Origin of the sequence: Methylomonas paludis (assembly GCF_018734325.1) — a bacterium.
Classification (GTDB): domain Bacteria; phylum Pseudomonadota; class Gammaproteobacteria; order Methylococcales; family Methylomonadaceae; genus Methylomonas; species Methylomonas paludis.
Map to the genome: position 1 here is coordinate 214,922 of NZ_CP073754.1, position 13,681 is coordinate 228,602.

The 13,681-nt window shown below is 44.8% G+C and carries 13 protein-coding genes; 6 read left to right on the top strand and 7 right to left on the bottom strand.

Annotated elements, in window-relative coordinates; translation table 11 throughout:
• Positions 1-56: 56 nt before the first annotated feature.
• Positions 57-281, bottom strand: coding sequence for a (2Fe-2S)-binding protein (locus KEF85_RS01015; RefSeq protein WP_215582723.1), 225 nt, complete (start codon positions 279-281; stop codon positions 57-59).
• Positions 278-1,090 carry a TOBE domain-containing protein gene (locus KEF85_RS01020; RefSeq protein ID WP_215582724.1) on the bottom strand — a complete coding sequence of 271 codons (813 nt, stop codon included), beginning with the start codon at positions 1,088-1,090 and terminating at the stop codon, positions 278-280. Before KEF85_RS01020 ends, KEF85_RS01015 begins: the two co-directional genes overlap by 4 nt.
• 418 nt (positions 1,091-1,508) lie before the next feature.
• Here KEF85_RS01020 and KEF85_RS01025 point away from each other — a divergent pair, with 418 nt between their 5' ends.
• The 3 genes from KEF85_RS01025 (at position 1,509) to modA (ending at position 3,977) form a co-directional block, all read left to right on the top strand.
• Entirely contained in the window at positions 1,509-1,937 is a 429-nt protein-coding gene (locus KEF85_RS01025) for a TOBE domain-containing protein (protein ID WP_215582725.1), read from the top strand.
• 73 nt (positions 1,938-2,010) lie between these two features.
• Positions 2,011-3,174 carry a molybdenum ABC transporter ATP-binding protein gene (locus KEF85_RS01030; RefSeq protein ID WP_246535005.1) on the top strand — a complete coding sequence of 388 codons (1,164 nt, stop codon included), beginning with the start codon at positions 2,011-2,013 and terminating at the stop codon, positions 3,172-3,174.
• Positions 3,175-3,236: 62 nt separating this feature from the next.
• Positions 3,237-3,977 carry a molybdate ABC transporter substrate-binding protein gene (gene modA / locus KEF85_RS01035; RefSeq protein ID WP_246535087.1) on the top strand — a complete coding sequence of 247 codons (741 nt, stop codon included), beginning with the start codon at positions 3,237-3,239 and terminating at the stop codon, positions 3,975-3,977.
• 94 nt (positions 3,978-4,071) lie between these two features.
• On the opposite strand, the gene KEF85_RS01040 is transcribed toward modA, so the two are convergent.
• Complete coding sequence (locus KEF85_RS01040; protein ID WP_215582730.1) at positions 4,072-4,923, bottom strand: WecB/TagA/CpsF family glycosyltransferase; 852 nt, start codon at positions 4,921-4,923, stop codon at positions 4,072-4,074.
• Between the two features lie 35 nt (positions 4,924-4,958).
• On the opposite strand from KEF85_RS01040, the gene KEF85_RS01045 reads away from it, so the two are divergent.
• The gene (locus KEF85_RS01045; RefSeq protein ID WP_215582731.1) at positions 4,959-7,064 is read left to right on the top strand and encodes a right-handed parallel beta-helix repeat-containing protein; all 2,106 of its coding nucleotides are present in this window, start codon (positions 4,959-4,961) and stop codon (positions 7,062-7,064) included.
• Positions 7,065-7,114: 50 nt separating this feature from the next.
• Here the strand turns inward: KEF85_RS01045 and KEF85_RS01050 are convergent, their stop codons facing one another.
• The 3 genes from KEF85_RS01050 to KEF85_RS01060 all read right to left on the bottom strand — a co-directional run bounded on the left by KEF85_RS01050 (position 7,115) and on the right by KEF85_RS01060 (position 10,651).
• Entirely contained in the window at positions 7,115-8,191 is a 1,077-nt protein-coding gene (locus KEF85_RS01050; protein WP_215582732.1) for a glycosyltransferase family 4 protein, read from the bottom strand.
• A gap of 13 nt (positions 8,192-8,204) precedes the next feature.
• Positions 8,205-9,359: a glycosyltransferase family 4 protein gene (locus KEF85_RS01055; RefSeq protein WP_215582734.1), complete on the bottom strand. Its 1,155-nt coding sequence runs from the start codon at positions 9,357-9,359 to the stop codon at positions 8,205-8,207.
• Positions 9,360-9,544: 185 nt separating this feature from the next.
• Positions 9,545-10,651, bottom strand: coding sequence for a glycosyltransferase family 4 protein (locus KEF85_RS01060; RefSeq protein WP_215582736.1), 1,107 nt, complete (start codon positions 10,649-10,651; stop codon positions 9,545-9,547).
• Between the two features lie 411 nt (positions 10,652-11,062).
• Between KEF85_RS01060 and KEF85_RS01065 the strand changes: the two genes are divergently transcribed.
• Both KEF85_RS01065 and KEF85_RS01070 read left to right on the top strand, forming a co-directional pair.
• Positions 11,063-12,364: an NAD(P)/FAD-dependent oxidoreductase gene (locus tag KEF85_RS01065; protein WP_215582738.1), complete on the top strand. Its 1,302-nt coding sequence runs from the start codon at positions 11,063-11,065 to the stop codon at positions 12,362-12,364.
• A gap of 203 nt (positions 12,365-12,567) precedes the next feature.
• Positions 12,568-13,089: a YcxB family protein gene (locus KEF85_RS01070; RefSeq protein WP_215582739.1), complete on the top strand. Its 522-nt coding sequence runs from the start codon at positions 12,568-12,570 to the stop codon at positions 13,087-13,089.
• 22 nt (positions 13,090-13,111) lie between these two features.
• On the opposite strand, the gene yjgA is transcribed toward KEF85_RS01070, so the two are convergent.
• Positions 13,112-13,675: a ribosome biogenesis factor YjgA gene (gene yjgA, locus KEF85_RS01075; protein WP_215582740.1), complete on the bottom strand. Its 564-nt coding sequence runs from the start codon at positions 13,673-13,675 to the stop codon at positions 13,112-13,114.
• Between the last annotated feature and the right edge of the window lie 6 nt (positions 13,676-13,681).

Sequence of the window (13,681 nt, forward strand, 5' to 3'; positions counted from 1 at the left end):
AAAAGGCGATTGTAGGGTGTGCTAACCGCAGTGCAGCGCGTCCTTAGCTTTCACCGCTAGGGATGCGCAGTTGCTTCAGCTATCTGACTATGGTTATATTCAGCCAATAGCGCCAGTATTTCCGCTTCGCAACCGCCGCAGCCCGAACAGGCACCGGTAATTCTGGATATTCTGTCCAGATTAACTATACCTTCGCCTATCAGCGCCTTGATTTGGGCTACGGAAGTACCGCTGCATGGGCAAATCGGTTTCGGTTTTGCTTCGGAAGGGGTTTGATTCATATTATTACCGCTAAAATCACTGCATTGCTTTTAAATACCGCGTAAGCCGGTACCCCTGGTGCCAATCCCAATGCTGCAGTGCTGGGCTGAGTCAGCATCACTGTCAGGCTGTCATCACCAGGCAAACGCAATACCACTTCACTTTCAATACCATCGTCATGGATACGGATGACACTGCCAGGCAAACAATTACGCGCCGATAAGCGATAATCTGCCAAATCGGTTAACAGATTAATTTCGGTACTGTTAATCAGCAACAAAACTTCGCGACCAATACTAATTTGCAAGGACTCCAGTTCCGCAATAGTCAGAGAAATCACAATATTCTCCCCGCCTTTTAAAGCGGCTAACACCTCAACATAAATACTGCCGGTCTGGATGGCGACGATGGTGCCAAACAATTGATTGGTGGCGCTGGTTTTAATGTTCAAGGGTTTCAGCAGCAGCAATGTATCGGTATCGGCCTCCAATTCTTGATTCAATTGTTGTAAAAATTGCTGATGACGATACTCCAGACTGGTAAACAGGGCCAATAACGCCCGGCCTGCACTGGTTAAACTGGTGCCGCCACCTTTGCTGCCGCCGGTAGCGGTGGAAATCAAGACCTTAGGCGAAAAATTATTGGCGCGTTCAATAATTTGCCAGGCGCCTTTATAGCTCAAGCCGACTTGTTTGGCTGCTTGATTGATAGAGCCCAGTTCATCTATGGCTCTTAATAACTTGATCATTCGCTTATCCAGCGTTCCGGCCAGACTTATTTCGCCCTGAACCCATGCAGCGTTTTGTAGTGGCTTGGTTTTTTTGGTCATGATTTTCCAGAGACAGGGTGAATGAACGCTATAGTCTAATTGTAACTACACAGCATTCAAGTATTCCTTTAAAAACAGGTGCTTGTGGGCTGTGCTAAACGCAGTGCTGCGCAGCGTTGCAAGCTAAATAATTGTTTATAAAGGAATAAATAAAAAGCTTGTCCTAAGTAATTATATCTAATTTTAGAGCATTGTTTATTAAAATAAAACAGACAATTTCTTAAATCGTTATTTACTTTTATATATAGCGAAATATACTAGAGCTTAGCGAGCTGTGTTTTGCTGTGTTATCTGTTCTGCTTGTCATCTCAACGGGTGTTAGGCGCTGGTTCCAAAAATTCAAGCGAGTTTACCCAGAAAAAGTTTCTGTGTCGCTGTATGATATTGGTTTTACCACAATCCAGATAAGGAACTTAACATGAAAACAAGTGCGCGCAATCAATTCAACGGTACAGTAACTGATCTGCGTATCGGTACTGTCAATGCTGAAGTTCATGTCGGTCTGGCCGGTGGCGAAACCATCGTCGCTTCAGTAACTAAAGAATCGGTCGAAACGCTGGGTATTAAAACCGGTTTGAGTGTTATCGCGCTGGTCAAAGCCCCGCAAATCATCATTATCAGTGATTTCGGCAGTTACAAAATCTCGGCCCGCAACCAGTTGGCCGGGACTATCACTGAAGTTAAACATGGCCCGGTGAATGCCGAGATTGATATTGAACTAAAAGGTGGTCAAAAAATAGCGGCTACCGTTACCAATGATAGTGTAGAAGCGTTGGGCTTACAAAAAGGTCAAATCGCAACTGCCGTGTTTAAAGCCGGTGCGGTATTGTTGGCCGTGCCAAGTTAAATCAAGCAAATCTGTGCTTAACCAGTATGGTTGACGCAGATGGGGAATATAAGGTTGGGACATGCTGCTGGATATGAATGTAAAGCTACGTCGGGGTCATTTTGATCTGACCACACAATTCTCGGTACACGATACCAGTGTGGGTTTGTTCGGGAAATCCGGTGCCGGCAAAAGTACGGTATTGGGTCTGATAGCCGGAACTATTCAGCCGCAAAGCGGACATATCAGTCTTAACGGCAAGATATTGTTCGATAGCCGCAAAGGCATCATCATGCCGCGTGAACAACGCCCGGTTGGTGCAGTTTTGCAAATAGACTGCGCCGATTCCAGTGAAACAGTGCGGGATAATTTAAACTCGGCTTATCACCGCACCTTAAAACAGCGCCGCCTGTTTAAGCTGGATTATCTGATTGGCTTGTTGGAACTGGGGACAATACTTGATGATACTATCCAGTTGCTGTCTGCTGGTGAACGGCAGCGGGTGGCTTTGGCGCGGGCTTTGTTAAAAGCACCCAAAATATTATTGCTGGATGAAACCTTTGCTGCCATAGGCAACGGCTTTCGTGCCCAACTGCTGCCGATTCTGAAGCGCTTACAAGACGAGTTTGGTCTGCCGGTATTGTATGCCAGCCAGTCCTTAGGTGAGATACTGGATTTAACCGATCAACTGGTGGTACTTGAACAAGGTAAGGTCTTGCGTAGCGGTTCGTTGCGTGAAGTAGCCAAACAGCAGGATATTTTCAGCTACTTGGGAATATGCCAGATAGACAATATTTTACCGGTGAACATACGGCATCATGACCGTATAGCCGGCTGCAGTATGGCAGATAGCTTTGGTTTGCCCTTAACCTTACCGTTACGCCCCCAATTTAAAGTCGGCAGTCAAACTCAGGTATCAATTCGGGCTAGGGATATTGCCCTGTCACGTAGTTACATCGAAGGTATCTCCATTCAAAATCAAATCAAAGGCCGGATTTGCGCCTTGATTCCCAGCGGTGAAAGCGTTATTGTCCAAGTTGACTGTGGTGGAACCCTGCTGGTCGAAATCACACCGGGTGCTTGCCGCAATATGGGTTTACAGGAAGGTGAAATTGTTTATTGCCTGATTAAAACCCATGCCTTGGTATACATTAATGAACTAGATGCACTGCCTTATCAGCGTGTGGTCAATCATGGTGACGGCTACTATTATCTGGGGGCAACCGGATCAGCCTCTGCAGATATTTCTGCACATTAAGTTGTCATCAACACATTGTTAACCCATAGGAAGTCAAAATGTTTAAGCATGATTTAAAACGTATGATAGTCAGTGTCTGCCTGATTTTGGCAACTTGCCAGATTCGGGCAGAAACCACCTTGGTCGCGGTGGCCGCCAATTTCACCAAGCCCATGAACGAAATTGTTGCAGAATTCCAAAAAGCCAGTGGTCATAGCGTCAACCTGTCTTTCGGTTCTTCCGGTAAATTTGTCGCACAGTTGGAGAATGGCGCGCCATTTGAAATATTTTTGGCGGCAGATGAAAAAAATCCCAGCAAATTGGTGCAATCGGGGTTGGCTGTGTCCGACAGTCAATTTACCTATGCTATCGGTAAGCTGGTACTCTGGTCTAATGCCAATGATTATGTGGATGGCGAAGGTCAAATTCTCAGCAATGGCAATTTTAAACATTTGGCCATTGCTGATCCCAAGCTGGCGCCTTATGGGGCTGCGGCCTTGGAAGTATTAAGCAATAAAGGATTGTTGGCAAAGTTGCAACCATTGTTCGTACAAGGTGAAAACATTGCCCAAACCCATGAATTCATCAGTACCGGCAATGCTGAATTGGGCTTTATTGCCCTGTCGCAAGTCATAGAAAACGGCAAAATCGGCAGCGGTTCCGGCTGGATTGTGCCGACTGATTTATATACCCCAATTCGTCAAGATGCCGTTCTGTTAAAAACCGGAGCAGAAAATCCGGCGGCACTGGCTTTGCTGGAATTCCTGAAATCCCCACCAGCTCAGGCTATCATCGAAAAATACGGTTACCAATTGCCCAAATAGCCGCTGTACTTTCTCTAAACTACCCACAAAAGCGGGCTTGTTAGGTTTTCTTGGCTTAAAGAGACGTGGCAAGATTAAGCAAATCAACTCATAGTCATAAATTGGATTTTTCCGTTTTTTCCTGGCTGGAGCTGTTATGATCTTTGCTAACTTGTGGCATAGGGCATTTTGAACCTAGCCAGGATTTAATCGGGTGGAATACTTTTGCCAGCAACAAATCTCTAAGGAATAAAAGTAAAAAAATCTGATTTGAAAGCAGATAACGTCCCAGCAGACGCCGCTCCTGAAATAATCGGTACAGCCACTCCAGGCCCCGGTGTTGCATCCAGGCCGGAGCCCGGGCTATATGACCGGAATGATAGCTGAAAGCCGCACCTACCCCAATTTGTATTGGGGCATGTAATTTCGGCAAATGGGCGGCTATCCACTTTTCCTGTTTGGGTGCGCCCAAGGCTACCCAAAGAAAGTCGGGCTTTGCCGCATTAATTAAGTCCACTAGTTGCTGGTCTTCCGCGGCAGACAAGCTTCGATAAGGCGGGGAATGCCAGCCTACGATTTTGACATCTGGATACTGAGCTGTTGTCAGATTGACCAGATCCTGGAGCGTTTCAGGGCGGCTGCCCAGAAAGAAATGCTTCCATCCCTTACTGCAGCCGGCTGCTAGACATTTTTGCATTAAATCTGGACCGGACACCCGGTTGTTGATATTGGCATTGCGTACCAGATTGGCGTACCAAACCAGCGGCATACCATCCATGGTCAATAAAGAACGGTGATTTACGGCATTCAGTTCCTTATCCCATAAACCGGTGGTAATAGTATGAACATTGACAATACATACCTGATGAGGGGTTTTTTCATCTATCCAGGTTGCGAACAAATCAAGTGTTGTATCATAAGTTAGAATAGGGAACTGTAGACCAAGAATATGGACAGTTTTAAACATATAAATTTAGATTTTTCTAAAAAGCGAATAACAGCATGAAATTACTGAATAAATTACATTATTTCTTTCTGATTATAGCATGTTTAAGTGTCTTATCTAGTGGCTATGCTCAAGATTTTTATGTCTCACCTGAGGGTAATGACCAGGCAAACGGCTTATTTGCCAAACAATATGATCAAACTAATGGTCCTTATCAAACTCTGGCAAGAGCACAATCAGCAGTTAGAGCACTAAAAACCAGTGCCCAGTTTAAAGAGCCGGTGATTATTCATATTGGTACCGGTATTTATAGTTTGGATCAGCCATTAGTATTCGATTTAAGAGACTCTGGTGTGCCGGGCCGGGAAATTATTTGGCAGGCCGACAACGGACCGGTGATACTGACCGGTGGCAAACCACTATCTAATTGCGAAAACACCGGGCAATTGTGGACTTGTCCAGTCACCGATTTAAACTTTGATAATATCAAACGCCCGGCTGATTCCCGTAAAAAGAGCTATTTTAGTCCGTTTCATTTATATATTAATGAACATCGGTATCATTTGGCGCGCTGGCCAGATACCGGCTGGGCTCATATTAAGCAGGCGTTAACCGAAAAAACCAAATTCTCCAGTTTTCAGGCGCTTCCCGTCATAGCGCAGCAGTCGCAGCTACTGCAAATCCATATTTTCGCCAGTAACGATTGGCTGGATCAATATCTACCGGTAGCGGAAATCGATAGTGTAAATAATCAAATCACTCTACAATCTGAAACAGCTTATCCCATATTGAGCGGGCGCCGCTTTTATCTGCAGAACATTCGTTCCGAATTAAATGCTGAAGAGGAATGGTTTTATGATAACAGCAATAACAGGGTTTTATTTATCACTGCCGCTGGCGCAAAACCAGAAAGGATTATAATCTCGGCACTTAATAATTTGATAAGTATTTCCCAGGCAGGTTATATCAGTTTTCGTAATCTTACTTTACGTTATACCACCGATGCTGCTATCAGTATTAAACAGGCCCATCATATTAAAATGGATGGCTTGGAAATTAATAATGTGGATGCTTCTGCGATAGAAGCCATAGATAGCAACAATATTAGTATTATCAACAACCATATTCATGATATCGGTGAGGGTGGTATTTCTATGTCTGGTGGTGAGCGAAAAACGCTGAAAGCCGCTAATAATATAGTGCATAACAACTATATTCACGATTTTGCCAATTTAATTCTAACTTATTGTCCTGCGGTAGAAACCAGAGGTGTCGGTAGCTTCATCACCCATAATTTAATTGATCATGGTTCTGGCGGCGGTGTGACAATCGGCGGTAACGACCATCTCTTAGAAAAAAATGAAATCAGTCATGTTTGTGAGCAAGCGGCTGATTGCGGCGCGGTTTATGATGGACGGAATTGGACAGACCGTGGAAATGTAATTCGTTACAATAGTTTGCATGATATCTATGGTTACGCATTTCAACGAATCAATACTGCCGAGAATACTGTCGAATATGCCCAGAAAGGTGCAGTAGGGGTTTATCTGGATGACGGCATGAGTGGGGTTACTGTCTATGGTAATATTTTCAATAATGCCGGTTCACTGGCCATACAGTTGGGTGGTGGACGAGATAATATCATACAGAACAATGTGTTTTTCAGCAAAGAGTGTGCAATTTGCGTGGATGCCCGTTGGCCAGAATACGTGTGGTCGCTTAATCGCAACACCCTGCGCGATGTACCCTATTTGAGCAAACTTTGGCGGAACAGATACCCGGCATTGGCCTTGCCTATGCATAACGATATCTGGCCGGAAGGCAATACCATCAAAAGCAATATCATCATCTCCAATAAACAAGATGGCCCGGTTGTGCAATATATTCTGCCGGCAGAGTCCAACGATATTTCAAACAATATCGTCTGGAGTACTCTGGGTAATTTTAAGGTGCTCTACAATATACTGGATAGGCCAAATACATTAGGTGATGTGAATTGGCAAGATTGGATAAAGCTGGGGGTAGAGAAAAACAGTGTTTTGGCCGATCCTTGTGTAAGCCAGATTAGTTCAACTAAAGTCAGTTTTTGCAGTAAAGCACCATTGGCAAAAATCGGTTTTCAGGCCTTGCCGGAAGATATCGGCTTAATTCCCCAGCGGTAAATAACTGACCATTATTGTACTATTCAGGGCAGAGAAAAGTCCTGTTGCTATCAGTTAAGTATGGATTTTAATACACCTTTTGCACAAGCTGCCCAGGTAAATTCATTTAATACCGCCCGGCGTTGGTTTTGTAACTCCACGCTGTTTTCCTGGTTCAGCAATTCAACTATTTTGCGGCCTATTGCTGCGCTATCATCAAGAGCCACATAATTAGCGGTGCCTTTGGAAATTTCGCGTAATACCGGAATATCACTGCATAACACCGGCGTGCCATGTGCCAATGCTTCAAGCGGCGGAAAACCAAAGCCTTCAGTGAAGGATAAAAACAAAAACAGTTCAGCATAGGCAAAATAGGCATGTAATTCGCTGGCATAAGCTGCTTTTATCGATGTGACTCCGTCTTGCGCGGTTGTTTCGATGCCGCATATAAACAGCGGTAATGGTGAATCTGTCTGATGACGATAAGCCTGATATGCCGCCAATATGCCTTCGGCATTCTTGTGCGGCAAGGTCGAGCTCATGGCAAAAATATAGGGATGTGGGTAAGGGCGGGGACCTGGTGCAGGTACCGAAATACCGTTATATATCATTGCCACTCCTTGGGTTCGGCCAGTACGTGCAGCAATGTCATCCCTAGTTGCTTGGGAAATGGCAATAATTCGGTCTGCATACTTGGTACTGGAAACGATGGAATTATTGATAAACCATTCCTCCAGTCGGCCAAAATATCCCGGGAAATGTTCGGCATACCATAGTGGAATCAAGTCGTGAATAATCACCACTGTTTTTAGGGCTGGTGACAGGGTTTTAAGCAATTTCGGGCAAAAGCCTTTGGGCGAAAAATACACGTCTGCCTGCAGTTTTCGGGTTTCAATGGCCGCTCTGCCAAAAAACCAGATTAATCTGGCTATTTTTCTCGGCGGGGTTGCGGAAACCAATATGGTGCGAACTCGGGGATGCTGATAGCTAAAATCGTGTTGATTGGCACTGTTGCATATAACCAATAATTCGGTTTTATCATCAATCTCCTCGACCAACGCTTTAAGCAGATTTTTGGCGTAGTTATAAATGCCCAGGCTTTTGCCTTGCCCTTGAATCAGTTCATAGGCGTCGAAGATTATGCGCATATGTTTTCCTCCATTAATTTATGCTGTGTCTGGGGTTGCTTAAGAAATTCAGCAGATGTTTAGCCGTTACCGAGCTTTGGTATTTGTCTAAAAAACGTTGCCGGGCCGTTATCCCAGTCCTGTGCAGCCAATTTTTATCCTTAATGGCGTTAGCAATCACAAGTGCGGCAGCATTAGCATCATCGGTAGGCAAAGCCAGGCCTACGCTATTGGCTTCACCCAGAATTTCTGAAATACCGCCTACCGGAAGTGCGAATACCGGACGACCGCGTGCCAGGGCTTCCAGTAGGCTCACCGGCAAATTTTCCAGCGTCGCGGTATGAATACATGCTATATGGTTATCAATCAGCGCGGCGGCATTTTTTACAAAACCGCGAAAAACTACATAATCCTGAATCTGCAAAACCGCACACAATTGTTCAAGTTTGGTTCGATCCGGACCCTCGCCAACGATGGTTAAACGCAACATCAGACCTTGTTTATGCAATGCCGCTAATATTTCCAGTGCGTATTGCTGGTTTTTTCGATTTTCCAAACTGCCGATGCTGATCAAATCAGCGTCGATAAGCTGGTTGGCAGTCAGACCTGGATCGGGTAAGAAATTGGGAATGATGGCGTAAGGAACCTTGGCAATAGCCGGTATGCGTTTAGTTAATTCAGTGTGCATAAATTGTGAGACAAACACCAAACCATCCAGTTTTGGTAATACCTCGGCCTCAAATTTTCGGATAGATCTATATAACCCGCCGTCAGTTTGCAAATAGCCTTTGCCGGCCCATTCGTCTGCTTGGGAAATATTAAAGTGCACAATCAGAATAACCGGCAGATTTCTGGATGACCGGGCTGTCAGAGCCGCAGCGGCCGAAACCGGACATTGGGCATAAATAATACCCTGTTTTACCAGTGGCAATTGCTGCTGCAAAGCCAGGCGTAAAAAATAAGCATGCCAATATCGATACCACCAGACACTTAAGGGGCCGGATAGCTTATCCAGCACTTTTCTGACAGCAAAAATCGGATAAACCAGCCATTTATAATAAGAAAATGAGGTAATCAATCTGTTTTTTATAGATTGACTGTCAAGAAACTCACGAAAACAATTAATATGGGTTTGTACGCCGGTTTCTCCATATGGGCGCATAATCGTAGCAATAATAATTTCCGGCATCGCTGATTCTTAATTGAATTGATAATTTATGGATCATGCAAACAAAGTAGCGTTAAACCTGCAAGTTTTCAGCTATCCCTGCTGCTTGATATGCACCATAGCCCAAGCTTGAGTATGACCGGATATAGTATATAGTGAATTGCTGCTAAACGTTTTTCTCAAACAGCATTTTTATATTGCAGATGCTAAGGATTGCTTTCTGTAGCAGCTTGTTGAATGGCCTGAATTAAGCCGTCTGCCGATTGGTCAAAATTATATTGGCTGACTTGCAGACGGCTATTTGCCGAAAATCGTTGGTATAGATCAGTATCCTCAAGTAATTTAATTGCGGCATCCACCCATAGTTCAACCTGCAACTCTCGCACAAAGCCATTAAAATTATCGACCACCAATTCCGAAGCGACTCCCGCATAGGGGGATACCAAAACAGGTAAGCCTGCTGCACAGGCTTCATTGGCAACCACGCCCCAAGGATCCCATTCAGTAGGGAACATAAAAATCTTGGCATCGGCATAGCGGTACGGTAATTCATCCTGGCTGACATAGCCATGAAAACGGCAGATGACATGTTCTTGTAATTCCTCGCCTAGCTTACGGATTTGTGCGACCATTTCACCATTGCCGACAAAATCCACTCTGATCTTTCTGCCTAGTCGTAAAGCCACACCCTTGGCCACATGTAACACAAACAATGGCTGTTTATGGGCAACAAAACGACCACAGAAAATAAAATCGGCACCATCGGTTGCCGGTAGTGTGCTGAATCTGGCATTATCTGTTGCCAGACAGGCTAAATGGATATGCTGATCGGCAACACCAAAATATCTGAATAAAGCCCGTGATCCTTGGCAAGCGCCTACAAAAGCCTTGCTGCGGGCCAAAACCACGCGGCGTACCAAGCGATGCAGCCAAGTCAGAATTTTTTCTGATTGCAAAGTGCCATCGGTCATAGCTATATGAGGCACCCCAAAGCGTTGCGTCCACAAAAAAGCGATTAAAAAAGTGGGAATATAGCCGGTGGTAATTACTACATCTGGCCGTAACCGGCTTAATAATTGCCAAACATGCAAATCAAAATGCATAAAACGGCGTTGCATAGCATAATATCGGCCAGCCAGAAAATTAAGCTTAAAACCGTAATCCGTAGGGTCGGTTGATGTATCAATATGCGGTTGTGCGCAAAACACCAACTCAAGATCAATGCCATCAGTTTCAGCGACACGCCGCCATACTGGAACCCGATACGGGGCAGGTACATTGGTGACAATTACCGCTTTGATGTCTGAGGTCACGAGAATAAGGCCTTAGCGAAAAAAATTAAAAATGGGCTCAATAAGTAATGTCGGAAACACTGCGTTTTGGGCAGCTATCAAGTTAATTGCTATTATTAACCAAGCAAGGTTCAAAGATTATTCAAGATTGAGTGTCTGGTGAATTAACATTATCAATAACCTGAAGTTCCTGGCATGATCTTCTCTGCCATGACCAAATCTATTAAATTATACACTACACCTCAGCTCAGTGGGTACTGGTCGTGATATAAAACCAGACTTAAATTAACTCAAAATTAAATGAAGATTTACGGGCTTGGTAAAATCGGTGAGCTTGGTTGTGATTGGTTATAATGATAAACAGGGAAATTGCTAACGGCGCATGGATAGACTGTTTGGCCCGTTTTGCGGCCGCTACTGTGGGGATGAAAAATGGCAGAGAATATATATAAGATATTGATTGTTGGGGGCGGAGCTGCCGGTTTGGAATTGGCGACTTATTTGGGACATAAACTGGGTAAAGCCGGTTTGGCGGAAATTACCCTATTGGACGCTTCTTCCACGCATATCTGGAAACCGTTATTACACGAAGTCGCTTCCGGCACATTAGCTGAAGCTGAAGAAATTGAGTATCTTGCCCAGGCTCATCGCAACCACTTTTTGTTTCGGCTGGGCCGAATGGAAGGTTTGAATCGTCAGGAAAAAGAGATTTACGTTAGTCCTACCGTTAATGATCAAGGTGTGGTATTAATTCCACGGCGCACCTTTAAATATGATGTTTTGGTCATGGCCACCGGCAGTGTCAGCAATACCTTCGGTATCAAAGGGGTAGATCAGCACTGTATGTTCATCGACACCACTGCTCAGGCATTCCGGTTTCAAAAACAATTGGTGGAAACCTATTACATTAAATCCTATGCCGGTGCCAATAGTCTTAAAGATAAACCCTTGTCTATAGTGATCGTCGGTGCCGGTGCGACTGGAGTGGAGCTTTCCGCTGAACTACATCAGGTTACCCGCTTGCTTGCCACCTATGGTCTGGAAGATTCGGACAAGGTTAAAATCACTATTATTGAAGCCGCCACCCAATTACTACCGGCCTTACCACCGCGCTTATCGCTGGCGACCCAGCAACAACTGGTGAAACTGGATATCAGTTTGAAGTTGGGGCGCAGAGTGATCGAAGTCACCGAAAATACTGTCTTGACCCATGACGGTGAAATATTTGATGCCGACTTGAAAGTGTGGGCAGCCGGCATCAAAGCGCCGGACTGGATGAAAAATTTGGATGGTCTGGAAACGAACCATATCAACCAGTTAGTCGTTAACCAGTATCTGCAAACCAGTGATGAAAATGTCTATGCTATCGGAGACTGTGCCGCCTGCCTTTGGACCGGACATAAAGGTAATGTACCGCCCCGCGCCCAGGCCGCTCATCAGCAAGCCGCCACGGTAGCCAAAACTATACTCAACCGCCTGAAAAATAAACCGCCGGTGACTTTTGTTTACCAGGATTACGGCTCACTGGTTTCCTTGGGTAAATACAGCACGGTGGGTAGTTTGATGGGCAGTCTGATGGGTACCGTCAGCGTAGGTGGTTTCATTGCCTATATGGTGTATTTATCCCTATATAAAATGCATCAGGTTGCCATTCATGGCTATTTCCGTACCGCCATGTTGAGCTTATCAAACCTGTTTCGACGCAGTACTCATGCCAAAATTAAAATGCATTAAGCAGGGATGAATAAAAATCAAACACTGTTTTTCCAGTTTAACGCTATCATAAGCCGGACAAATAATATGTCCTGTACTTAAATGAGTCGGTAGTGACTGCTTGCCACTCGAAGCAGCATGACGGAGGACAGGCCTTATTCCACGGGTCTGTCCTCATGTCACGCCAAGTAAAATAATCTAAAATAAAAATCGAGTTAACTACAATGTTAGAAATTGAATACGAATTCCGGGAACAAGATCTGGTTCATTTTAATGAGCTAAGAGTAGCCGGTGACCTGGAGTTGCAGAAAAAAATCCGTCAGAATCGCTTATTTGTGCCTGGCATCATGTTTTTTGTCGGCTTGTTTTATTATATTTACTATGTGGATATGCTGACCACAGCCTATATAACAGTGTTGGCCGTGGCTTGGGCAGTAAGTTCGCCGTACATCATGAAAATGGATATGCGTCGGCAGTTTTTCAAACATTACACCGAAGCAGAGAAAAAAGCCCTGTTCGGTATTCATGTGTTGACCATAGAGCCGGAGTTTCTCCAGGAAAAATCACCTGGCGGCAAACACAAAACGGCTTGGCGGGAAATGCTGCGGGTTGAACGGCATAAAGAATATGTTTTTATCTATGTCGATATTGATGCGGCTATCGTTATCCCACGCGAAACCGTCAAGAAAGGCGACCTAAAAGCCTTCGCCAAACAGGTGGAAGGCATGATAGAGCGCTTAGGCTAACAACGGAGCAAAACTGCTGTAATTAAACAGATTCGTCTTCTTCCTGAATCTCCTCGCCGCTGATTAATTCCTTCAGGTATCGATACAGCAAACGGGAAGATTTGGGTGGTTTGGCTTCCTTGATTTCCTTTTGGGCGTTACGTTGCAATTGCCTTAAATATTGACTGTCGGCCAATGGATATTCACTGATGAACTGAGTGAGTTGCTCCGTGCCGTTGTCAGCCAATAACACATCACGCCAACGCTCAGCCTGATGATGTTCCCTTACCGCGTGAGCGCTGCGGTTTTTCAAGCGTGCCAGTTTTTCCTCTACCGCTGCGGTATCCAGGTTTCTAAGCTGTCCGGTAATATATTTCAACAAGCGCTTTCTGGCGGAATTAGACGGCATTTTGCCGGCATCCCGCAAGGCCTGTTCTATGCTGTCCGGTAATTCAAATTCGGCAATTTGGGCGGCTGATAATTGGCATATCTCTTCAGCCATCGCAAATACTGAAGCAATTTCTTTCTTGATTCGGGTTTTATTGGGACGAATAGCATAAGGTTCACCTAATTCGTCATCATCTATTTCATATTCTTCGTCGTTCATTTCAAA

Excerpts from the sequence above, each read along its gene's own strand:
- KEF85_RS01025 (WP_215582725.1), top strand. The coding sequence starts at position 1,509 with ATGAAAACAAGTGCGCGCAATCAATTCAACGGTACAGTAACTGATCTG.
- KEF85_RS01030 (WP_246535005.1), top strand. The coding sequence starts at position 2,011 with ATGAATGTAAAGCTACGTCGGGGTCATTTTGATCTGACCACACAATTC.
- yjgA (WP_215582740.1), bottom strand. The coding sequence starts at position 13,675 with ATGAACGACGAAGAATATGAAATAGATGATGACGAATTAGGTGAACCT.
- KEF85_RS01045 (WP_215582731.1), top strand. The coding sequence starts at position 4,959 with ATGAAATTACTGAATAAATTACATTATTTCTTTCTGATTATAGCATGT.
- KEF85_RS01050 (WP_215582732.1), bottom strand. The coding sequence starts at position 8,191 with ATGCGCATAATCTTCGACGCCTATGAACTGATTCAAGGGCAAGGCAAA.
- KEF85_RS01070 (WP_215582739.1), top strand. The coding sequence starts at position 12,568 with ATGTTAGAAATTGAATACGAATTCCGGGAACAAGATCTGGTTCATTTT.
- modA (WP_246535087.1), top strand. The coding sequence starts at position 3,237 with ATGATAGTCAGTGTCTGCCTGATTTTGGCAACTTGCCAGATTCGGGCA.
- KEF85_RS01020 (WP_215582724.1), bottom strand. The coding sequence starts at position 1,090 with ATGACCAAAAAAACCAAGCCACTACAAAACGCTGCATGGGTTCAGGGC.
- KEF85_RS01055 (WP_215582734.1), bottom strand. The coding sequence starts at position 9,359 with ATGCCGGAAATTATTATTGCTACGATTATGCGCCCATATGGAGAAACC.
- KEF85_RS01015 (WP_215582723.1), bottom strand. The coding sequence starts at position 281 with ATGAATCAAACCCCTTCCGAAGCAAAACCGAAACCGATTTGCCCATGC.
- KEF85_RS01040 (WP_215582730.1), bottom strand. The coding sequence starts at position 4,923 with ATGTTTAAAACTGTCCATATTCTTGGTCTACAGTTCCCTATTCTAACT.
- KEF85_RS01065 (WP_215582738.1), top strand. The coding sequence starts at position 11,063 with ATGGCAGAGAATATATATAAGATATTGATTGTTGGGGGCGGAGCTGCC.